This window comes from Nocardia sp. N2S4-5 (genome assembly GCF_044628355.1).
GTDB classification, from domain to species: domain Bacteria; phylum Actinomycetota; class Actinomycetes; order Mycobacteriales; family Mycobacteriaceae; genus Nocardia; species Nocardia wallacei_B.
Window position 1 is genome coordinate 5917234 of sequence record NZ_JBIUPM010000001.1, and the last position, 20043, is coordinate 5937276.

18 protein-coding genes are annotated in these 20043 nt (G+C 68.2%); 13 read left to right on the plus strand and 5 right to left on the minus strand.

Annotated elements, in window-relative coordinates:
* The first annotated feature begins 276 nt into the window (after window positions 1-276).
* From alr to tsaD, 6 genes are all read left to right on the plus strand, one after another.
* Window positions 277-1425, plus strand: coding sequence for an alanine racemase (gene alr / locus ACFMRZ_RS27210; RefSeq protein WP_400181264.1), 1149 nt, complete (start codon window positions 277-279; stop codon window positions 1423-1425).
* Entirely contained in the window at window positions 1422-2522 is a 1101-nt protein-coding gene (locus tag ACFMRZ_RS27215) for an alpha/beta hydrolase (protein ID WP_280273286.1), read from the plus strand. Before alr ends, ACFMRZ_RS27215 begins: the two co-directional genes overlap by 4 nt.
* Window positions 2515-2961 carry a tRNA (adenosine(37)-N6)-threonylcarbamoyltransferase complex ATPase subunit type 1 TsaE gene (tsaE, locus tag ACFMRZ_RS27220; protein WP_280370363.1) on the plus strand — a complete coding sequence of 149 codons (447 nt, stop codon included), beginning with the start codon at window positions 2515-2517 and terminating at the stop codon, window positions 2959-2961. Before ACFMRZ_RS27215 ends, tsaE begins: the two co-directional genes overlap by 8 nt.
* Window positions 2962-3052: 91 nt before the next feature.
* Window positions 3053-3814, plus strand: a complete 762-nt coding sequence (gene tsaB, locus ACFMRZ_RS27225; RefSeq protein WP_280273288.1) for a tRNA (adenosine(37)-N6)-threonylcarbamoyltransferase complex dimerization subunit type 1 TsaB — start codon at window positions 3053-3055, stop codon at window positions 3812-3814.
* The gene (rimI, locus tag ACFMRZ_RS27230; RefSeq protein ID WP_280273289.1) at window positions 3811-4338 is read left to right on the plus strand and encodes a ribosomal protein S18-alanine N-acetyltransferase; all 528 of its coding nucleotides are present in this window, start codon (window positions 3811-3813) and stop codon (window positions 4336-4338) included. Before tsaB ends, rimI begins: the two co-directional genes overlap by 4 nt.
* Window positions 4335-5387: a tRNA (adenosine(37)-N6)-threonylcarbamoyltransferase complex transferase subunit TsaD gene (gene tsaD / locus ACFMRZ_RS27235; RefSeq protein WP_400181265.1), complete on the plus strand. Its 1053-nt coding sequence runs from the start codon at window positions 4335-4337 to the stop codon at window positions 5385-5387. The genes rimI and tsaD overlap by 4 nt, the downstream gene beginning before the upstream one ends.
* A gap of 34 nt (window positions 5388-5421) precedes the next feature.
* On the opposite strand, the gene ACFMRZ_RS27240 is transcribed toward tsaD, so the two are convergent.
* Window positions 5422-6927, minus strand: coding sequence for an Hsp70 family protein (locus ACFMRZ_RS27240; protein WP_400181266.1), 1506 nt, complete (start codon window positions 6925-6927; stop codon window positions 5422-5424).
* A gap of 614 nt (window positions 6928-7541) precedes the next feature.
* On the opposite strand from ACFMRZ_RS27240, the gene groES reads away from it, so the two are divergent.
* Both groES and groL read left to right on the plus strand, forming a co-directional pair.
* Window positions 7542-7844 carry a co-chaperone GroES gene (groES, locus tag ACFMRZ_RS27245; RefSeq protein ID WP_187685248.1) on the plus strand — a complete coding sequence of 101 codons (303 nt, stop codon included), beginning with the start codon at window positions 7542-7544 and terminating at the stop codon, window positions 7842-7844.
* An 89-nt stretch (window positions 7845-7933) separates the two neighbouring features.
* Complete coding sequence (gene groL, locus ACFMRZ_RS27250; protein ID WP_400181267.1) at window positions 7934-9541, plus strand: chaperonin GroEL; 1608 nt, start codon at window positions 7934-7936, stop codon at window positions 9539-9541.
* 255 nt (window positions 9542-9796) lie between these two features.
* On the opposite strand, the gene ACFMRZ_RS27255 is transcribed toward groL, so the two are convergent.
* From ACFMRZ_RS27255 to ACFMRZ_RS27265, 3 genes are all read right to left on the minus strand, one after another.
* Window positions 9797-10069 carry a hypothetical protein gene (locus ACFMRZ_RS27255; protein WP_400181268.1) on the minus strand — a complete coding sequence of 91 codons (273 nt, stop codon included), beginning with the start codon at window positions 10067-10069 and terminating at the stop codon, window positions 9797-9799.
* 1 nt (window position 10070) lies between these two features.
* Window positions 10071-10634, minus strand: a complete 564-nt coding sequence (locus ACFMRZ_RS27260) for a sigma-70 family RNA polymerase sigma factor (protein ID WP_342213805.1) — start codon at window positions 10632-10634, stop codon at window positions 10071-10073.
* A 469-nt stretch (window positions 10635-11103) separates the two neighbouring features.
* Window positions 11104-11397: a WhiB family transcriptional regulator gene (locus ACFMRZ_RS27265; RefSeq protein WP_187685245.1), complete on the minus strand. Its 294-nt coding sequence runs from the start codon at window positions 11395-11397 to the stop codon at window positions 11104-11106.
* Between the two features lie 662 nt (window positions 11398-12059).
* On the opposite strand from ACFMRZ_RS27265, the gene ACFMRZ_RS27270 reads away from it, so the two are divergent.
* The 3 genes from ACFMRZ_RS27270 to ACFMRZ_RS27280 all read left to right on the plus strand — a co-directional run bounded on the left by ACFMRZ_RS27270 (window position 12060) and on the right by ACFMRZ_RS27280 (window position 14799).
* Window positions 12060-12974: a hypothetical protein gene (locus ACFMRZ_RS27270; RefSeq protein WP_400181269.1), complete on the plus strand. Its 915-nt coding sequence runs from the start codon at window positions 12060-12062 to the stop codon at window positions 12972-12974.
* A gap of 120 nt (window positions 12975-13094) precedes the next feature.
* Entirely contained in the window at window positions 13095-13673 is a 579-nt protein-coding gene (locus ACFMRZ_RS27275; RefSeq protein ID WP_040746108.1) for a sigma-70 family RNA polymerase sigma factor, read from the plus strand.
* Window positions 13666-14799: an anti-sigma-D factor RsdA gene (locus ACFMRZ_RS27280; RefSeq protein ID WP_280276456.1), complete on the plus strand. Its 1134-nt coding sequence runs from the start codon at window positions 13666-13668 to the stop codon at window positions 14797-14799. The genes ACFMRZ_RS27275 and ACFMRZ_RS27280 overlap by 8 nt, the downstream gene beginning before the upstream one ends.
* A gap of 202 nt (window positions 14800-15001) precedes the next feature.
* Here ACFMRZ_RS27280 and ACFMRZ_RS27285 read toward each other — a convergent pair whose 3' ends face one another.
* Complete coding sequence (locus ACFMRZ_RS27285; protein WP_024802268.1) at window positions 15002-15415, minus strand: DUF5319 domain-containing protein; 414 nt, start codon at window positions 15413-15415, stop codon at window positions 15002-15004.
* 925 nt (window positions 15416-16340) lie between these two features.
* Between ACFMRZ_RS27285 and guaB the strand changes: the two genes are divergently transcribed.
* On the plus strand, window positions 16341-17882 hold the full coding sequence (guaB, locus tag ACFMRZ_RS27290; protein WP_280271727.1) for an IMP dehydrogenase: 1542 nt from the start codon (window positions 16341-16343) through the stop codon (window positions 17880-17882).
* A gap of 999 nt (window positions 17883-18881) precedes the next feature.
* Window positions 18882-20015 (plus strand): GuaB3 family IMP dehydrogenase-related protein, encoded by a 1134-nt coding sequence (locus ACFMRZ_RS27295; protein WP_280363494.1) that lies wholly within the window; start codon window positions 18882-18884, stop codon window positions 20013-20015.
* The last annotated feature ends 28 nt before the right edge of the window (window positions 20016-20043 follow it).

Genomic DNA, 20043 nt, shown 5'->3' on the forward strand with positions numbered 1-20043 from the left:
GAAAACCGAGACGCGCCGAAAACTTACGGGGTTGGCGTGCTACAGGGGAGGTTTTTGGCGGAGGGGGTTGCGTGGGGTGAGGAGGTTTCGGCGGAGGGGGGTGTGTGGACTGGGAGGTTTCGGTGGAGGGGGCGCGGGGGTGGGTGGTAGCTGTCAGTTGGTGGTTGTTGTTTGCGAGTACAACGCTAGTGAGTTGGAGTGGGCTCTAAGCAAGGGGGATTTCTGGTGGGGAAGCCTGTGCTGCTCGGGTGAGGGGTAGTGGCAGGATCGGTGGCTGTGAGTAGTGCTGAGCCGCAGGTGGAGACTGTCGTTGATTTGGGCGCCATCTCGCATAACGTGCGGGTGCTGGCGGAGCATGCGGGGGGTGCTGCCGTGATGGTTGTGGTCAAGGCCGATGGGTATAACCATGGGGCTGTGGCGGTGGCGCGGGCGGCGCTGGCGGCGGGGGCTGCCGAACTTGGTGTTACTACCGTCGCTGAGGGGTTGCGGCTGCGTGCTGCGGGTATTGGTGCGCCGATTCTGAGTTGGCTCAATACTTCCGATGCCGACTACGCTGCGGCGGTTGCCGCCGATATCGAGATCGGGGTGTCTTCTGTGGCGCATCTGCGGGCGGTCGAGCGGGCCGCGCGGGCTACGGGGATTACCGCGACTGTGACTCTGAAGGTTGATACCGGGTTGAATCGCAACGGGGTGTCCAGTGTCGAGTATCCGCAGGTGCTCGGGCTGCTGCGGCGGCTTGTCGAGGAGGGGGTGGTGCGGTTTCGGGCGTTGTTCTCCCATCTCGCTCGGGCCGACGAACCGCAGCATCCGGCGATCGACATGCAGCGGGATCGCTTTCTGGACGCTATTGCCGTGGCGAAGGAGTACGGGCTCGAGCCCGAATTGGTGCATCTGGCCAATTCGGCGGCCACGCTGACGCGGCCCGACCTGGCGTTCGACATGGTGCGGCCGGGTATCGCCGCCTATGGGCTGTCGCCGGTTCCGGAGATCTCCGACTTCGGGCTGCGACCGGCCATGACGTTCCAGGCTCGGGTGGCGCTCGTCAAGCAGGTCGCCGAGGGGGAGGGCGTCTCCTACGGTCACGAATGGGTCGCGCCGCGCGCTACGACGGTTGCGCTGGTTCCGGCGGGTTATGCCGACGGCGTGTTCCGGCCGCTGGGCGGGCGCATCGCGGTCCGCATCGGCGAATGGCACTACCCCAATGTCGGACGGGTGTGCATGGACCAGCTGGTGGTCGACCTCGGTGACAACACCGCCAACGTCCGCGAGGGCGATACTGCCGTGCTGTTCGGCCCGGGGCAGCCCCATCCGCAACACTGGGCCGACCTGCTCGGCACCATCCATTACGAGATCGTCTGTTCCCCCCGGGGCAGGGTCGTGCGACGCTATGTGGGCGATATCGCGCAACAAGGGGGTGGCTTATGAAACCCGAACGGCCGCACGGTTTTCGGGTGACGGCGTGGCGCGGCGGCGTGGCGACCGCGGGAGCGATGGGCGCTCTGGCGGGGGCACACGCGCTGCGCCGCATGGGATCCTCGGTGCGCTGGCCCGCCCACCGCGACGAACTGCGCGACGAGGATTTCACGCTGCTGGAGCGCGATCGCGCCGCCACGGTGCGCACCGAGGACGGCGTGGAGCTGGCCGTGCGCGAGTGCGGTCCCGAGAAGGCCCCGGCCACAGTCGTTTTCGTGCACGGCTTCTGCAACAGCATGGAGTCGTTCCACTTTCAGCGCCGCGACCTCGAAAAGCTCTGGGGCGCCGCGGTCCGGCTGGTGTTCTTCGATCTGCGCGGGCACGGCCGCTCCGGCGCGCCGGACGACCCCAGCTGCATCGTGCCGCAATTGGGGCGCGACCTGGCCGCGGTGCTCGAGCAGCGCGCGCCGAAGGGGCCGCTGCTGCTGGTCGGGCATTCCATGGGCGGCATGGCGATTCTGGCGGCGGCGGCACAGTTCCCGCGGTTGTTTCAGCGGCGGGTGCGGGCGGTGGCGCTGCTGTCGACGACGGCCGCCGAGGTCACCTCCACCGGCGTCGCGCAGCTGCTGCGCACGCCCGCGATCGACGGGTTCCGGGTGGCGGCCCGCGCCGCGCCGGCCTTGGTGCAGGCGGGTCGCGTCACCGCGCGCGGTGTGATCACGCCGATCCTGCACGTGAGTTCGTTCCACGGCGACGTGAGCCCGACTCTGTCCCGGTTCACCACCTCGATGATCGACCGCACCCCCGTCGACACGATCGTGAAATTCCTGAAAGCGCTGGAGCTGCACGACGAATCGGCCGCACTGCCGACCCTGGCCCCGCGCCCCGCGCTGGTCCTCGGCGGCGTGCACGATCGGGTGATCCCGTTCCGCAACTCGCGGGCGCTGGCCGCGCGGCTGCCCGACGCCGACCTGATCCGCGTCACCGACGCCGCCCACATGGTGCACCTGCAATACCCTGACCTGGTCAACGCCGCGCTGGATCGTCTGCTGCGGCGCAGCGGGCTGCTCGGCAACCGTCGCGCCGGTCGCGAGGCCGCCCGTGGCTGACCAACGGATTCTGCCGACCGTCGAGGACACCGAGGCTCTAGGCCGCGAGTTGGCGGCCACCCTGCGCGCCGGCGATCTGGTGGTGCTGGACGGCCCGCTGGGCGCCGGCAAGACCGCGCTCACCCGCGGCATCGCGGCCGGGCTCGGTGTCGAGGGCCGGGTCAGCTCACCGACTTTCATCATCGCTCGCCAGCACCGGGCAGGACCCCGCCCGGACGCGATCGCCCTCGTGCACGTCGACGCGTACCGCCTCGGCGGCGACCTGGACGAACTGGACGCCCTCGACCTCGACACCGACCTGGACGACGCCGTGGTGGTGGTCGAATGGGGCCTCGGCGTGGTCGAACACCTCTCCGACCGCCACCTCCGAGTCCTCCTGCGCCGCGAACCCGAATCCGATATCCGCACGGCCACATGGGAATGGGTGAGCCCGTCCTGAACCCGCCGGGCCCGCCGCCTCGCGCCGGTCTCGGCGACGCGGGCCACGGGTGCCGTTGTGAAGGTGACCAACCGGTATCGTTGGCCCAATCATGCTTGTACTCGCTGTCGACACCGCGACACCTGCCGTTACAGCAGGACTGGTGGAGCTGGAGCGGGCCGCCTCGGAGCAGGATCGGCAGCCCGCCGATCAGGAGGCAGCGCCGCGGATCCACACCCTCGCCACCCGCGTGACCGTGGACGCGCGCGCCCACAACGAGGTGCTGACGCCGCAGATCCTCGAATGCCTGGACGCGGCGGGTCGTTCGCGCACCGACCTCGAGGCGGTCGTCGTCGGCATCGGCCCGGGCCCGTTCACCGGATTGCGGGTCGGGATGGCGACCGCCGCCGCGTTCGGCGACGCCCTCGGCCTGCCGGTGTACGGCGTGTGCAGCCTGGACGCGATCGCCGCCGAGGCGTGGCAGGAGATCACCGACGCCGACTCCGAGCTGCTGGTGGTGACCGACGCCCGTCGCCGTGAGGTCTACTGGGCGCGCTATCGCATCCGCCCGGCAGCCGAGTTGGCCGGGCCTGCCGCCATCGGATCCGATGCGCGTGCCATAAGCCGGGTCGCCGGTCCGGGCGTGACCAAGCCGGCCGATCTCGACACGCGCGATTCGACCGTGATCGCCGGATCCGCCTCGCACGTCGACTTCTTCGACCTGCCGGTGCTGCCGGTGGAGACGCCGTCACCGGCCGGGCTGGTGCGCTGCGCCGCCACCGAGATACTGGCCCGCGCGACCGCCGAACCGCTGGTGCCGCTGTATCTGCGCCGCCCCGACGCCGTCGAACGCAGCTATCAGGCGGCGTCATGACCACGGCGGATCGACCGGCTGTCACCGTCGAACCGATGGGCCCGGCCGACATCGCGCGCTGCGCGGAACTCGAGACGCTGCTGTTCCCCGAGGACGATCCGTGGCCCGAGGTGGCCTTCCAGTCGGAGCTGGCCGGCGCGCACAACCGCTACCTGGTGGCCCGCGACGAGAGCGGCCGCATGGTCGGCTACGCGGGCATCGCGCTGCTGGGCACCCTGGAACATCCGGAGGCGGAGGTGCACACCATCGGCGTCGATCCGGGGGTGCACCGCGCCGGAATAGGCACCGTGCTGTTGCGGGCGCTACTCGTGGAGGCCGGAAGACGCGGCGGCCCGGTCTTTCTCGAGGTCCGCACCGACAACGCGCCCGCGATCGCGCTCTACGAGAAGCATGGCTTCCACATCATCGGCCTGCGCAAGAACTACTACCAGCCCAGCGGCGCCGACGCGTTCACCATGCGCCGCCCGGCGATGACGGGCTTCCCGCAACCGGATTCCGTGCACAACTCAGAGGTCCTGTCATGATCGTCATGGGCATCGAAAGCTCGTGTGACGAAACCGGAGTCGGCATCGTCCGCTGGCATCCCAGAGCGACCGAGGAGGGGAAGGGCAGCTGTGAGCTGCTGGCCGACGAGGTGGCCTCCAGCGTCGACCAGCACGCCCGCTTCGGCGGCGTGGTGCCGGAGATCGCCTCCCGGGCACATCTCGAGGCGATCGTGCCCGCGATGCGGCGGGCGCTGTCCGCCGCGGGCGTCACCAGACCCGACGCGCTGGCGGTGACCATCGGTCCCGGTCTGGCCGGTGCGCTGCTGGTCGGGGTGGCCGCGGCGAAAGCCTATGCGGCGGCGTGGGATATCCCGCTGTACGCGCTGAACCACCTCGGCGGCCACGTCGCCGTGGACACCCTCGAGCACGGCCCGATGCCGCCGTGCGTGGCGCTGCTGGTGTCCGGCGGGCACACCCATCTGCTGCAGGTGACCGATCTTGCCGAGCCGATCGTCGAGCTCGGCAGCACCGTCGACGACGCCGCGGGGGAGGCGTTCGACAAGGTGGCGCGGCTGCTCGGGCTCGGCTTCCCCGGCGGCCCGGCGCTGGATGCGGCTGCGGCGCAGGGTGATCCGACCGCCATCATGTTCCCGCGCGGCATGACCGGTCCCCGCGATCCGCGCTACGACTTCTCCTTCTCCGGATTGAAGACCGCCGTCGCCCGCTACGTCGAGGCCGCGCAGCGGACCGGTGCCGAACTGCCCATCGCCGATATCGCGGCCTCGTTCCAGGAATCGGTCGCGGATGTGCTCACCGCCAAGGCAATCCGCGCCGCCCGGGACGTCGGCGTCGACACGCTGGTACTCGGCGGCGGCGCCACCGCGAACTCACGCATCCGGTCCATGGCCGAGGAACGTTGCGCCGCGGCCGGTCTCACCCTGCGCGTACCCAAACCCCGCCTGTGCACCGACAACGGCGTCATGATCGCGACACTGGGCGCTCACGTCATCGCGGGCGGCGCCAAACCATCCCCCCTCACCGTGGCCACCGACCCCGGCCTCCCCGTCTCCACCAGCCAGCTGCGCTGAACCCCGAAAAGATTGCTGCGGCAACCTCTCTGGATCAGTCGGTCGGCTGGACCGCGGCGGCCCCGGCGGAACCGGAGTTCGATCTCGGCAGAGCCGGTGCCCGATTGGGGCTCGTGGTCGGGGTCGTGGTTGTCGATCCCTCAGGAGACACCGTCGGGCCCGGGGACGGGGTGGTGGTGCCCAGTAACGGGCCGAGTAATCGCGGCAGGTCGGGGAGCGGGATCTGCGGCAGGTTCGGGTCCGGCCGCAGTGGCGGCGCGGTGGTGACCGGGGTGCGATTCACCGTGGTGGTGGTCGGCTGTGTGCCGGTGGAGGCGGGCGGCGGCACGGGCACACTGGTGGCGGCCGGTTCCCGGCCGGGCTGGGACTGGCCCGCCGGTGCGGTCGACGAGCCCGTCGGCGTGGGCGGCGATGTCGGCGCCGGGGTCAGCTGCGCGGTATTGCTGGTGCCGACCGGACTGACATCGTGGCGATCGGCGGACGGGACCAGTTCCTTGACGCCGTAGCCGACGACCAGGCCCACCACGACGACCGCACCGGCGAGGGTGCCGACCAGCTTGGTGAAGGTACCGGCCGACGCGTCGCTGCCGAGGCTGATCACCGGGAACGTCGACGGTTGCGCCGAATCCGCCACCAGCGCGGCGCCTTTCGCGGTAGCGGCCTCCGGCTCCGGGACGGTGAGCACCGGGACGTCGATCAATTCGTTCAGGCCGGCGACGACGGTGGGGATGTTGGCGCCGCCGCCGATCACGGCGATCGCCGCGGGCGGCTTGGGCGAGCGGGCGAACACCCCGGACGCGTACACCGCGGCCTCGCGGACCAGACCGGCGATCAGCTCCTCGAAATCGGCGCGCGTCAGTTTCAGCGGCTGACCGGCGACGTGGTCGATGGTCACCGCCGGGGCGATGGACAGATGCTCCTTGGCCGCGCGGCTGCGGTTGATCAGCATGCTGCGGTTGGGGCGGGTGCCACGGCGGGCGAAGTGGCAATCCAGCAGGTGGTGGTAGATGAGCTCGTCGACCGCGGCGCCGCTGATGGCGGCGGTGCGCTCGGAGCGCAGCGTGGTGTCGTCGGCCAGATCGGCGACGGTGACGGTCATGCCGGAGGCGCCCAGGTCGATGATCGCGACCGTCTCGTACCTGTCGAGCAGGCCGGTGTGGCGCAGATAGGTGAGGGCGGCGGTGCTCTCGGGGATGAGCTGCACGTCGCGGCGCTGACGGCCGATGGCCGACCGGATGGCAACGGCCTGTTCCCGATCGCGGTAGGCGACGGCGATCGCGCCCGGTGGTCCGGCGGCGGCCTCGGGATGCAGCGCCGGGAGGCCGGCGGTGTGCGCGCCCACGGGGTGCACGACGTCGCGGGCCGGCATCTGGGTGGTCATCAGTTCGATCGACGACGCCACCAGATCACCGAGGTCCGAATGTGCGGCGTCCGCAGACACGACTCGATAGTCGAAACTCTGGGCACCGTTGGGGGCGGTGGCGACCAGCGCCGAGCACACCACTTCGTTCCCGGCGGAGATGCCGAGGGATGTTCGCATGTTCACCTCCCTTCGAGCGGATGGTCACGGTGTCGCCGACCATCTCGAACGGGCAGCGCGGGCGTCCGCATGGATGGCGGACGGCCCGAGCGGCGGATCCAGCCGGGCCCTCGTCCGTTCGGGTGTCGGGACCAGCCACCGATCACTTGCGGTCTAGCTCTCGTCTCAGGCGTGCGCGATGGTTCGCGCGGGGGTGGGGTGGGGTGAAGCAGTTGTGTTGTCGTGCTCGGCGGTTCGCATGACTGGACGTCAACCAGCGCGAGCGCGCGGCGGACGCAACATCACGGAGCCGTCGTCCATAGTGTCACAATCCGTTATTGGAACGTTACAGATTTTGACGATGGATTGCCACGTCCTACGGCGTGTTGGGAGTTGATCTGGAAATTGGCTCCCGCCGGGTGCGAATAGCACCGCCCGCTCTTGAGCGCTGGCACTCGCATGTATAGAGTGCTAGGTGGCACTGCGGATGTTGCTCAGGTGCCGCTTGACTACTGAGCAGGGGTCCCGGCACCCGCGACGACGGGGCTATGCACAGGGTCAACACCGTGACCATAACCGTGCGCCCGGGGAACCGCCCCGGACGCGACGAATCCCCTGAAAGTGGAGGGCTCAACGTGGCGAGCGTGAACATCAAGCCGCTCGAGGACAAGATCCTCGTCCAGGCCAACGAGGCCGAGACGACGACCGCCTCCGGCCTGGTCATCCCCGACACGGCGAAGGAGAAGCCCCAGGAGGGCACCGTCGTCGCCGTCGGCCCCGGCCGGTGGGACGAGGACGGCGAGAAGCGCATTCCGCTGGACGTCAAGGAAGGCGACGTCGTCATCTACTCGAAGTACGGCGGCACCGAGATCAAGTACAACAACGAGGAGTACTTGATCCTCTCGGCGCGCGACCTGCTGGCCGTCGTCGACAAGTGACCCGGTAACGACGCTGCCCCGGTGCCCGCACACGTGGGGCCGGGGCAGTTGTCGTTCGTCCCCTTCCATCAGCAAGGACTGATTTCACCATGGCAAAGCAGATCGAGTTCGACGAGAAGGCTCGTCGGGCTATGGAGCGCGGCGTCGACAAGCTCGCCGACGCCGTGAAGGTCACGCTGGGCCCCCGTGGTCGGCATGTGGTGCTGGCCAAGGCGTTCGGCGGCCCGACGGTCACCAACGACGGCGTCACCATCGCCCGTGACATCGACCTCGAGGACCCCTTCGAGAACCTGGGCGCGCAGCTGGTCAAGAGCGTCGCGACCAAGACCAACGACGTGGCCGGCGACGGCACCACCACGGCCACCGTGCTGGCGCAGGCGCTGATCCGCGGCGGCCTGAAGAACATCGCCGCCGGCGCCAACCCGATCGGGCTCGGCGCGGGTATGAGCAAGGCCGCCGACGCGGTCTCCGAGGCGCTGCTGGCCGCCGCGAAGCCGGTCTCCGGCGAGCAGGCCATCGCGCAGGTCGCCACCGTCTCCTCGCGCGACGAGGAGATCGGCGAGATGGTCGGCAAGGCCCTGACCACCGTCGGCAAGGACGGCGTGGTCACCGTGGAGGAATCCTCCACCGTGAGCACCGAACTCGTGGTCACCGAGGGCGTGCAGTTCGACAAGGGCTACCTGTCGGGCTACTTCGTCACCGACCACGACAAGCAGGAGGCCGTGTTCGAGGACGCGCAGATCCTGTTGCACCGGGAGAAGATCTCCTCGCTGCCCGACTTCCTGCCGCTGCTGGAGAAGATCGCCGAATCCGGCAAGCCGGTCGTCATCATCGCCGAGGACGTCGAGGGCGAGGCGCTGTCCACCCTGGTCGTCAACGCCATTCGCAAGACGCTCAAGGTCGTCGCGGTCAAGGCGCCGTTCTTCGGTGACCGTCGCAAGGCGTTCCTGGACGACCTGGCCGTCGTCACCGGCGGCACCGTGATCAACCCGGACCTGGGCATCAACCTGCGCGAGGCGGGCCTGGACCTGCTCGGCCAGGCGCGGCGCGTGGTGGTCAGCAAGGACGAGACCACCATCGTCGACGGTGCCGGCACCCAGGACGCCATCGATGCGCGCGTGGCCCAGCTGCGCGCCGAGATCGAGGCCACCGATTCCGACTGGGACCGCGAGAAGCTCGAGGAGCGGCTGGCCAAGCTGTCGGGCGGCGTCGCGGTGATCCGCGTCGGTGCGGCCACCGAGACCGCGCTCAAGGAGCGCAAGTACCGCGTCGAGGACGCCGTGAACGCGGCCAAGGCCGCGATCGAGGAGGGCATCGTGCCCGGCGGCGGCACCGCGCTGGTGCAGGCGGCGGCGAAGCTGGTGGAGCTGCGCGATTCGCTGAGTGGTGATCAGGCGATCGGTGTGGATGTGGTGCGGCAGGCGTTGCGGGCGCCGTTGTACTGGATTGCCAGCAATGCCGGGATCGATGGTGCTGTGGTGGTCAGCAAGGTTTCCGAGGGTAAGGAGGGGTTCAATGCGGCCACTCTTACCTATGGGGATCTGGTGACCGATGGTGTGGTGGATCCGGTGAAGGTGACTCGGTCTGCCGTCTTGAACGCGGTTTCGGTGGCTCGGATGGTGCTTACCACCGAGAGCGCGATCGTTGAGAAGCCGGTTGAGGACGAGGGCGACGACCACCACGGGCACTCGCACTGAGATATTGGCGCCGCCTTCGGCGTCGCGTGTTCGCGGCCCTGATGGCTCGCGTTTCGGCGGTCGAGACTCGCGCTTCGCGCATGCGCTTCGACCGCCGAAACGCGAGCCGGCCGCGAACGGTCGCTCGTAAGACTCGCTCCGTGCGGGGGACGGGGTGGGACGTGCGGGTTCGGGGTGGGGGTGATCAAGTAGCGGGCCGTTCGCATCCTTTGGGATGGGAACGGCCCGCTGTTGTTTGTAACCGGGGTGCCTGGGTCAGCGTGGGGGGTGGTGCGGGGTGGCTGCCGCGGGGGTCTGGTCGGCGGCTATGGCCGCGAGCAGGCGGGTGCGGAGGGTGGCGGGAGGCGGGGTGGCCGACGCCGAGGCGAACACGGTGAGAGCTTCTCTGGTCTGTTGCACTTCGCTGTCGAAGTCCGCGCGCAGCGCCGCGTCGCCCGAATCGAGCACATCGTGCACGGCGCGCCGGTCCTCGTCGCCGATCGATCCGAGCGCGACCGCATGCGCGAGATCGATCTGGCTTTCGTTCATCTCACGTCACTCCCAAACTCTTCTTCAATCGTGTCAATCCATCGCGGATGCGGGACTTCACGGTCGGTAAACCGACGCCGAGGTACTCCGCTACTTCCGCATACGTCCGCCCGCCGAAGTAGGCCAGCGAGATGGCTTCCCGCTGTGTCTCCGTCAGGGTGGACAGGCTTTCCAACACCGCCTGCTGATCGAGCCTTCGTCCTACTTCTTCGGTGACCTCGTCGAATTCGTTACCGAGAGAGCTTGCGCCGTAGGCGACTTCGCGCTGGGCGTGGGCCTGCTCGGCGCGGACGCGATCGACCGCCCGGCGGTGGGCGAGCGTCATCAGCCAGGTGACCGCGGATCCCCTGGACGAGTCGAAGTTGGCTGCGGTGCGCCAGATCTGGAGGTAGACCTCCTGCGTGGTCTCCTCCGCGTAGCCGGGGTCGTGTAGGACGCGCAGGACCAGGCCGAACACCCGGGCGCACGTTCGGTCGTACAGCTCGGCGAAGGCCTCCTGGTCGGATCGGCCGCAGCGTTCGAGAAGCGCGGCTAGTTCGAGGCTTTCGGCTGCGCGCGCCGTCACCGCAGAGTCTCCGCGGGGTGTTTCCACCCGCTCGTCCCGGATAGCTTGTTGGAACGAGTCGCCCTCTGCGGCCGGCGGCCGCGTTGTCACAACGCTCCATTCTGTGTCATCGGCCACTACCGTAGCGTGCCGCTATGACCTCCTCTCGGGTGGGGGTATCGGCAAACTGACTGCGGCTCAGCGGTTTTCGGACATTGCCCGACACGCCGAGGCAGTCTTCGGTAAGACACGCCGGAAATTGTGTGGATCGCTGTGTTCGATTCGGACGTACCCGGCATCGCGGCGACAAGGCGGGCGGCGACAGGGGTGGGCAAGGCTTCTGGCCATCTCGCGGCAGGCGGTCGGCGGTGACCGAAGGAGCCTGCGCGCCTGTGTCGGCGTCACCGGCCGGTAGCGCAATGGCCGGGCGTTTGCCAGGCATTCGGCGCGCCGAGCGTTCCGGATGGGAGAAAGTTCGAGGGCGCGAGAATCAGACCGTCACGCGGCGGCGGTTGCGCCGCGCGTGCATCTCGCGCTCGGTCTCCGACATCCCGCCCCAGATGCCGTACGGCTCGCTGACCTTCAGCGCGTGGCTGCGGCACTGCATGAGCACCGGGCAGGTGCGGCAGATCTCCTTGGCGCGCAGCTCACGCTGCGCGCGGGCGCGGCCGCGCTCGCCGTCGGGATGGAAGAACACGGAGGAGTCCACACCGCGGCAGGAACCGCGCATCTGCCAATCCCAGATGTCGGCATTGGGCCCGGGGAGGTGGGTGGGCATGGGCATCGTGAACTCCTAGTGGTGCGAGCTCGTCGGCGTTGTCGAGCGGTGCTTGTCAGCAGCGGTCTGTCCGAACCTCGAGGCGCGGTCGGATGAGACCTCGCCGAGATCGGGCTCGGACCGTGTCGCCGGAGTTCCGGCGATCGCAGTTCGTGGTCGCCGCAATTTCACACGGCGCCGACGACGGCGATGTCGTACGTTAGGACGCATAGCGAAATCCAGTCAATAGTTTCTCTGGCGACGATTTCAAAGGGAGCGGTTCCGAGATTTAACCTTCCTGCTATTTACATCCGGGCCACCGATAGCGATACTGATCGGTTGGCCAGTTCAGGGCCTGTCCGTTGCTGTCTTGTGATAGGCCATAAACGGCCAGGTCATGGCCCTTTTCATCGAAAGAAAGACACGGTTGTTCCATCGCCGGCGTAGCTTGTGGTATGTGGCGGACGCCACCGATCGGGCGAATGTGGGCGATGGTCAGATGGCCGCTCCGAGGCGCGCAGGTTAATTATCCGAAAAGCATACAAATTCCTAACATACGTGCTGGGCGATTGCCCGTCGTTGTTTTACGAGATCGAAACATCTGCGGCGCTTTCCTCTTGCTGAATGGTTGCTCGCCGTTCGAAACGGGTTCGCGCGGGGGCGTGCGGGTCGCCGGATAAGGTGCGGCGGTGAATCACTTCTCCGCGCTGCCCGACCCGCTCGCGAACCCGCGGCACGCGATATTCGTCGAGGCCGCGTTCGGCGCCCGTCCGGGCATCCCCGCGGCCGAATTGCCCGCCGCCGCCGACGCCGTCGAATCCTGGCTCCGCGCGGTCGTTCTGGGTGGCCAGGGCCGCTATGCCGCCGCCCGGGCCGAACTGCACCGCGCCTACCGCGGCGGCGCCGACCCGGCGCTGCGCTCGCTGATCACCAGCACCCGCGCCTCGCTGCTGCGGCAACTCGGCCGGCACGCGCGCGCCGCCGTACTCGACGGCCGGGCGCTCGCACTGGTGCTCCCCGAGACGCCCGCCCCCGGCGCGGCCGGGCCGGCGGCCTGGCGCGAAGCGGTTTGCGACGCGTTGACCGGCCTGGCCGCCGATGCGTTGGGGACCGCCCGGCCGGAGCTGTCGGCGCGGCTGCTGAAACGTTGCCAGAACTTTCTCGGCGATTTTCCCGATTCCGCCGACGACGACGGGACGCGCGCTCGGCTGCGTTGGCACTGGGTGGCGGCCGAGACCGCGCTGGCCGCGCCGGACCGCGGGCTGGTTGCCGGCTCCGCGCTGCGGTACGCCGAAACCGCGCTCGCACTCGCGGAGCGTGGCCCGTCGGTGCGCCATCGCGTCAAGTCCCGTCTACTCGTCGCCGCCGCGGCGGCCGCCGCCGGCGATGTCGAACAGTCTCGGGCATCCGCCGCGCTGGTCTCCTCCCAGAGCCGGGAAAACGGTCTGCTTCCGCTCCGGTGGGCCTGCGCGATGTTGCGGGCGGGGGTCGACGAGGGCGTCGATGCGGCCCGAGCAGCGGCCGAAGCGCGCGCATGTGCGCAGGACCTGGCCGGTCATGGCGGTGTATTGCGTTCGGACGATGAGGTTCTCGGTAGTGGCTGATCCCAGGTGTTGCCCGTCACGGGTTGTGAAGCCGCTATTGTTGGAGCCGTTCCGCCGATCGGCGGAAGCACTGGTCAACAACCGACCGTGCCACTTGTAACGCCAGGAATATCTCTGACGATGACGCACACGGGCGAGGAGTTGGACGCCGCCGTCGCTGCCGCAGCGCAGGGCGATCGTTCGGCTTTAGCCCAGGTACTGGAGATCATCCGTCCACTGGTAGTTCGCTACTGCCGTGCGCGGATCGGATCCGCGGAGCGTGGGCAGCTCTCCGCGGACGACGTTGCGCAGGAGGTCTGTCTGGCCGTGATGACCGCCCTGCCGCGTTATCAGGACCAAGGGCGGCCGTTCATGGCCTTCGTGTATGGAATCGCTTCGCACAAGGTCGCCGATGCTCATCGCAACGCCGCCCGTAACAAGGCGGACGCGATGGCCGAAGTACCAGATGTCATATCCACCGACCAGGGGCCGGAGCAGCGCGCTCTCGATTCCGAAACGAGCCGGCAGATGAACAGTCTGCTGGCCACGCTTCCGGAGAAGCATCGAGAGATTCTGATCCTGCGATTGGTCATGGGTCTGTCAGCAGAAGAAACTGCTGTCGCCGTGGGCAGTACGGCGGGAGCTATACGAGTGGCCCAGCACCGGGCGCTCGCGAAACTGAAGTCACAAGTGGCGAGGGCAGGTGAAATGTATGGCTAGGGATGGCGAGCGCGGTCGGGGCGACTGGAAGGCGCGGCTTGGATCGCACAACAGCGATCCCTACGCCGAGGCATCCGGGGACAACGGCCCGGTCGACATTGCCGCGGTGCGCCGCGACGATGCCTTGATCGACGCCATCGCCGGTGACGGACCCGTGACGACCGACAGCTCCGAGGAGTATCAGCTCGCGACATTGCTCGCGAACTGGCGGGCGGAGATCGTCGAGGAGCCGTTGCCGGGCGGACCGGATCTGGATGCTGTTGTCGCGGCGGTCAATCAGGAAATCGGTGCGCGGCAGACGAGAGTTAACGTCGCGCGGCGAAGTCATTTACGGCTGGTACGTCCCCTCATGGGTGCGGCCGCCGCGGTGGCCTTGATCTTCGGCGGTATGACGGCGTTCTCTTACAGTGCGCAGCCCGGCGATCCGCTGTGGCGAGTGAAGGAAGTGGTGTTCAGCCAGCAGGCACAGACCACCATCGCCCAGCGCGCCGACAACGCGCTGAGCGAGGCGCAGACTCTGCTCGAGCAGAAGCGGCCGGAAGAGGCCAAGGCGCTGCTGGCGAGTTCCCGCAATACCGCGACCCAGGTCGACGACCAGAAGCGTCGCAACGAGCTGGAAGAACGCTGGAACCAGCTGTGGGCACAGCTGAAAATCGACGCACCGGACATCGCCGCGTCGCTGACTCCGATCAGCCCGCCGAAGTCCACGGGCCGTCCGCAGGTGCCGTCCACCGGGTCGACGATCACCCAGCAGCCGGCCGACAGCCCGAGCAAGCCCACCAGCACCTTCGATCCACGCACCCTCGGCACCGATCCCGGCGTGGACAACCCCGGCGGCCCGAGCACCAAGCCCACGCTGCCGACGACGCCGTCGCTGCCGACCGAACTGCCCACCGTGCAACCCACGGTGCCGCAGGAACCGCCGACCATCCCGCAGGAACCGCCCACCGGCGCGCCGACCACCATCGGCTCGACGGGGGCGCCCGCGTTCCCGCCGCGGCCGGGTGGGCAGACCATCGAGCCCACCGGCCGTCCCAGCGTCCCGTCGATCGGGGTGCCGACACCGGTCAAGCCCCCGGCGGGATCGTTGCCGGGCGGGTCGCTGCCGGGTGGAATCGGCGGATAGCGGGACACGGTCACAAAGCAGCACATCAACCGATCGCCGACAGGTGGTCGGCTTTGCTGTGCGCGCGGTATGTCGTGGTGACATTGTCCTGGTGACATTGCTGTGTGCGTTCCCGTCCGGTGTACGTTGCCCGGACGAAGGCACAGAGCATCGAATGTATGTCGGATGCGGCCTACCCGGCACGCATCCGATCAGCGCGAAATCAGGCGTCGAAGCCCTCGAACCCGTCGCCGTGCAGCGCCTCGTTCATCGACGCGTCGGCGTAACCGCGGCAGTAGTCCCACGTGACATAGGCCTCGGGGGTCGGGTCGTACGCGGGCTCGTGCGGGCGCACCGTGCCGTCCACCAGCAGTTGAAGCAGGTTCGCGCGCAACATGTCCCAGTCGTGATAATGATCCTGCCGGCAGTCCTCACAACTGACCACGAGCCCACGGATACCGCGGTGGGCCAGCAGCGCCTCGTAGACAGCGAGGTCGGCGAGATCTTCCTCGACCGCTAGGCGCTCGTGAGGATCCAGCGGCTCCCCCGGCTCGATGGCATCGAGCGCGGCCGACGGGTCGGAGGGGTCTCCGGCGAACGGATCCGGCGGCAGGCCAGGTGGTAGATGGTCACGCACAATCCCACGGTACGCAGAACAGGGGTACCTGCGCCAGCGCTGCGGGGAAGTTTTGCTGGGTCTGATGGCGCCGCCTGCGGCGTCGTGGGTTTTCGGCGGGTGTGGGGTTGGGTTGGGTGGGGATCGCTGCTGTGTTTTTTGGCCTCCGCTTCGCTGCGGCGGGTTTTCGGCGCCCTTGGTCTCGGTTTTCGGGTGCCGCTGCTGGCTCCTTCGTCGCTTCGCAGCGGCACCCGAAAACCGAGACGCGCCGAAAACCGTTGTGGTTGCGTGTGGGGGAGACGTTTGCAGAGGTGAGGGGGTGCGTGGTTGTGGGGAGGGCTTTCGAGGGTGTGGCGTGCGGAGAGGAAGTTCGGGGGAAGTAGGCAGGTCGGGGAGATTGTTGGGAGGTCGTCGTGGGGCGCAAAGCTCCGGAGGGCAGTAGCCGTGGGGGGAAGATATCCGGGTGATGCAGGGAAGGCGGGGGAGAGTTTCTGTGTGTGGTGGTGTGTATAGAAGATTTTCGGGAATTGGGGCGTGTGGGGGTTTTCGGCGGACGGACGTGAGGGTGTGCGGGGAGATTTCGGGGAGGTGGCGGAGTGGGCCTTGGGGAGGTGAGGTCGGGCGTGGGCGTTCGGTGAGGCCAGGTGATCGGTGTAGTGAGGTGGGCTGTGTCGGCGACTCGGTTCGTGAGTGAGCTGTGGCGGGTGGGGGTGATGTGTGGGATGTGGTGCCGGGGTGGGTTGCTCGGGGTTGTCGGCGTGTCGTGGGGGTGGGGGTGTGGCGGAGATTACTGGGACTGGTCGCTGCGGCGGTCGATTTGCGCGGTCGATACCATGGACGGAACCGGTGCCGGGTATTGATCTTCGGCTCCGGCAATCCGTCAGACGTTCGCGGTCCGGGTCGATCCCCGGATTGTTGCTTTCGAGGTCCAGGAGGGGTCGATCCGATGAGTAGTCCCGTGATGGGCGAACACGCCGTCCGCCCTCATACGGGTGGTGACGATCCGAACAAGATCGCCATGCTCGGCCTCACGTTCGACGACGTGCTGTTGCTGCCGGCCGCCTCGGATCTCATTCCCAGCTCGGTGGAGACCTCCAGCCGGCTGACCCGTGAGATCACGTTGCGCACCCCGCTGGTGAGTTCGGCGATGGACACCGTCACCGAGGCCCGCATGGCGATCGCGATGGCACGCGCCGGCGGCATGGGCGTGCTGCACCGCAACCTCGCCGCCGCCGACCAGGCAGCCGCGGTCGAGACGGTGAAGCGTTCCGAGGCGGGCATGGTCACCAACCCGGTCACCTGCCGCCCCAGCGACACCCTCGCCGAGGTCGACGCGATGTGCGCCCGGTACCGCATCTCCGGCCTGCCCGTGGTCGACGAGACCGGTGAGCTGGTGGGCATCATCACCAACCGCGACATGCGTTTCGAGGTCGACCAGGAGCGCCGCGTCGCCGAGGTGATGACCAAGGCGCCGCTGATCACCGCGCAGGAGGGCGTGACCGCCGAGGCCGCGCTGGGCCTGCTGCGCCGCCACAAGGTGGAGAAGCTCCCGATCGTCGACGGCAACGGCCGCCTGCGCGGGCTCATCACCGTCAAGGACTTCGTCAAGACCGACCAGTACCCCAACGCCACCAAGGACCGCGACGGACGGCTGCTCGTCGGCGCCGCCGTCGGTGTCGGCGAGGACTCCTGGTCGCGCGCCATGACCCTGCGCGACGCCGGCGTGGACGTGCTCATCGTCGACACCGCGCACGGCCACCAGGTGCAGGTGCTGCAGATGGTCGCGAAACTCAAGACCGAAGTGGGCGACCGCATTCAGATCGTCGGCGGCAATGTCGCGACCCGGGCGGGCGCCGCGGCGCTCATCGAAGCCGGTGTCGACGCGGTCAAGGTCGGGGTCGGGCCGGGCTCCATCTGCACCACCCGCGTCGTCGCGGGTGTCGGGGCGCCGCAGATCACCGCCATTCTCGAGGCCACCGCCGTTGCCACGCAGGCTGGTGTGCCGGTGATCGCGGACGGCGGTATCCAGTACTCCGGTGATGTCGCCAAGGCCATTGCGGCCGGGGCTTCCACTGTCATGCTCGGGTCGCTGCTGGCCGGGACCGCGGAATCGCCCGGGGAACTGATTCTCGTCAACGGCAAGCAGTTCAAGAGTTATCGGGGGATGGGGTCGTTGGGGGCCATGCAGGGGCGGGGGCAGGCTAAGTCCTACTCCAAGGATCGGTACTTCCAGGACGATGTGCTTGCCGAGGACAAGTTGGTTCCTGAGGGGATCGAGGGGCGGGTGCCGTTCCGGGGGCCGGTTAATCAGGTTATTCACCAGCTGGTCGGGGGGTTGCGGGCGGCTATGGGGTATACCGGGGCGCAGTCTATTTCGGATTTGCAGCGGGCTCAGTTTGTGCAGATTACTGCGGCTGGGTTGAAGGAGAGTCATCCGCATGACATCACGATGACTGTTGAGGCGCCTAATTACACGGGGCGTGGGTGAGGGTTGGGTTGGTCGGGAGCCGTTGCTCGCGTGTGTGTTGGTGAGGTGTTGGTGGGTGGCGTGTTGAGTTAGGTGGGGGCTGTGTTTTTGGCCTTCGCTTCGCTTCGGCGGGTTTTCGGCGCCCTTGGTCTCGGTTTTCGGGTGCCGTTGCTGGCTCCTTCGTCGCATTGCAGCGGCACCCGAAAACCGAGACGCGCCGAAAACTTACGGGGTTGGCGTGCTACAGGGGAGGTTTTTGGCGGAGGGGGTTGCGTGGGGTGGTGGGGGATGTTGTGAATGGGGTTCATGTGTTGCCGGTGGGTGTTTGTTGCGGGTGTGTGCGGATGACTTGGCGGAGGAAGGGTGTGCGCGGGGGTGACCTGGGCAGGCGGAGGACGTGTGCGGGTGACTCGGCGGACGGCGGACGTGTGCGTGTGACTTTGCGGATGGAGGGTGTGCGCGGGTGACTTGGTGGGCGGAGGGTGTGCGCGGGGTGAGCTCGGCGGGCGGAGGATATGTGCGGGTGACTTGGCGGATGGAGGGCCTGCGCGGGGTGGCTTGGTGAGGGGAGGGTGTGCGCGGGTGGCTTAGTGAGCGGGGATATGTGTGGGTGGTTTGGTGGGCGGGGGACTTGTGCTTGGGCTCGATGGGTGGGGTGGGCGAGTTGTGCGGCGGCGGAACCTTGTTCGTGAACCTTGATGGTTGTTCAGGTCGGGCTTGATGGTTGCGTTGCGGATCCACGGGGCGATGTTTTAGTGGTTCGGCATTTACCACGCATGCCCCCGAAGGCATGGCTTGCGCTGGTTGCTGGGATCATGGAACCGTCCGTGCAGGTTGAGCACAAAGGACAGGGGTGCCGACACCATCGCACCCCGCCCGGTTTTCGGCGCGGCTCGGTTTTCAGCGGCCTCCGCGCGAGCGACGAAGGAGCAAGCGGAGGCCGCTGAAAACCGAGCCACAGGGCGCCGAAAACCCGCGACGCCGCAGGCGGCGCCAAAGACACAGCAAGGAGATACACCAGTGCGCGACATGGTCGAGATCGGCATGGGCCGGACCGCCCGGCGTACCTACGAACTGGACGATGTCGACATCGTGCCCTCGCGGCGGACCCGGTCGTCCAAGCAGGTCTCGCTGGCCTGGCAGCTGGACGCCTACCGGTTCGACATCCCACTGGTGACCCACCCGACCGACGCTCTGGTATCGCCGGAGTTCGCCATCGAGCTGGGACGGCTCGGCGGGCTCGGCGTCATCAACGGTGAGGGGCTGTGGGCGCGGCATGCCGATGTCGCCGCGCGCATCGACCAGCTGCTCGAAGTGGCCGAGAAGGAAGGCACCGAGGCGGCGGTCGCGCTGCTGCAGCAGTTGCACGCCGCGCCCATGCAGGCGGACCTGCTGGCCGCGGCGGTGGCGCAGGTGCGGGCCGCGGGCGTGACGGTGGCGGTGCGGGTGAGTCCGCAGAATGCCCGGCAGCTCACCCCGGCGCTGGTGCAGGCGGGGGTGGACCTGCTGGTTGTGCACGGCACCATCATCTCTGCCGAACACGTCGGTGACGGTGAGCCGCTGAACCTGAAGACCTTCATCGCCGACCTCGATGTGCCCGTGGTGGCCGGTGGGGTCAGCGACCACCGCACCGCGCTGCATCTGATGCGTACCGGTGCGGCGGGTGTGATCGTCGGTTACGGCTCCACGCCGGGCGCCACCACCACCGGTGAGGTGCTCGGGATCGGGGTGCCGCTGGCGACCGCCATTGCCGATGCCGCCGCCGCGCGACGTGACTACCTCGACGAGACCGGTGGCCGATACGTGCACGTCATCGCCGACGGCGACATCGTGTCGTCGGGGCATCTGGCCAAGGCCATCGCCTGCGGCGCCGACGCCGCCATGCTCGGGGTGCCGCTGGCGCTGGCGCAGGAGGCGCCGGGGCGTGGGTGGTTCTGGCCGTCGGCCGCCGCGCATCCCTCGGTGCCGCGCGGGGCGCTGTTGAAGTTCGCCGAGGAGGACGAGCGGCCTACGTTGCAGCAGGTGTTGTACGGGCCGTCCAGCGATCCCTGGGGTTCGGTGAATCTTGTTGGGGGACTGCGCCGTTCGATGGCCAAGGCCGGGTACTGCGAACTCAAGGAGTTTCAGCGGGTGGGGCTCACGGTCCGGGCCTGAGATCGGGCTCTGGCTCTATGCTCGCCCG

Bases quoted from the DNA above. Each gene is read 5' to 3' on its own strand.
- guaB (WP_280271727.1), top strand. From the start codon at position 16,341: ATGAGTAGTCCCGTGATGGGCGAACACGCCGTCCGCCCTCATACGGGT.
- groL (WP_400181267.1), top strand. From the start codon at position 7,934: ATGGCAAAGCAGATCGAGTTCGACGAGAAGGCTCGTCGGGCTATGGAG.
- tsaB (WP_280273288.1), top strand. From the start codon at position 3,053: ATGCTTGTACTCGCTGTCGACACCGCGACACCTGCCGTTACAGCAGGA.
- ACFMRZ_RS27265 (WP_187685245.1), bottom strand. From the start codon at position 11,397: ATGCCCATGCCCACCCACCTCCCCGGGCCCAATGCCGACATCTGGGAT.
- ACFMRZ_RS27255 (WP_400181268.1), bottom strand. From the start codon at position 10,069: ATGAACGAAAGCCAGATCGATCTCGCGCATGCGGTCGCGCTCGGATCG.
- ACFMRZ_RS27275 (WP_040746108.1), top strand. From the start codon at position 13,095: ATGACGCACACGGGCGAGGAGTTGGACGCCGCCGTCGCTGCCGCAGCG.
- ACFMRZ_RS27240 (WP_400181266.1), bottom strand. From the start codon at position 6,927: ATGCGAACATCCCTCGGCATCTCCGCCGGGAACGAAGTGGTGTGCTCG.
- ACFMRZ_RS27280 (WP_280276456.1), top strand. From the start codon at position 13,666: ATGGCTAGGGATGGCGAGCGCGGTCGGGGCGACTGGAAGGCGCGGCTT.
- ACFMRZ_RS27215 (WP_280273286.1), top strand. From the start codon at position 1,422: ATGAAACCCGAACGGCCGCACGGTTTTCGGGTGACGGCGTGGCGCGGC.
- rimI (WP_280273289.1), top strand. From the start codon at position 3,811: ATGACCACGGCGGATCGACCGGCTGTCACCGTCGAACCGATGGGCCCG.
- tsaD (WP_400181265.1), top strand. From the start codon at position 4,335: ATGATCGTCATGGGCATCGAAAGCTCGTGTGACGAAACCGGAGTCGGC.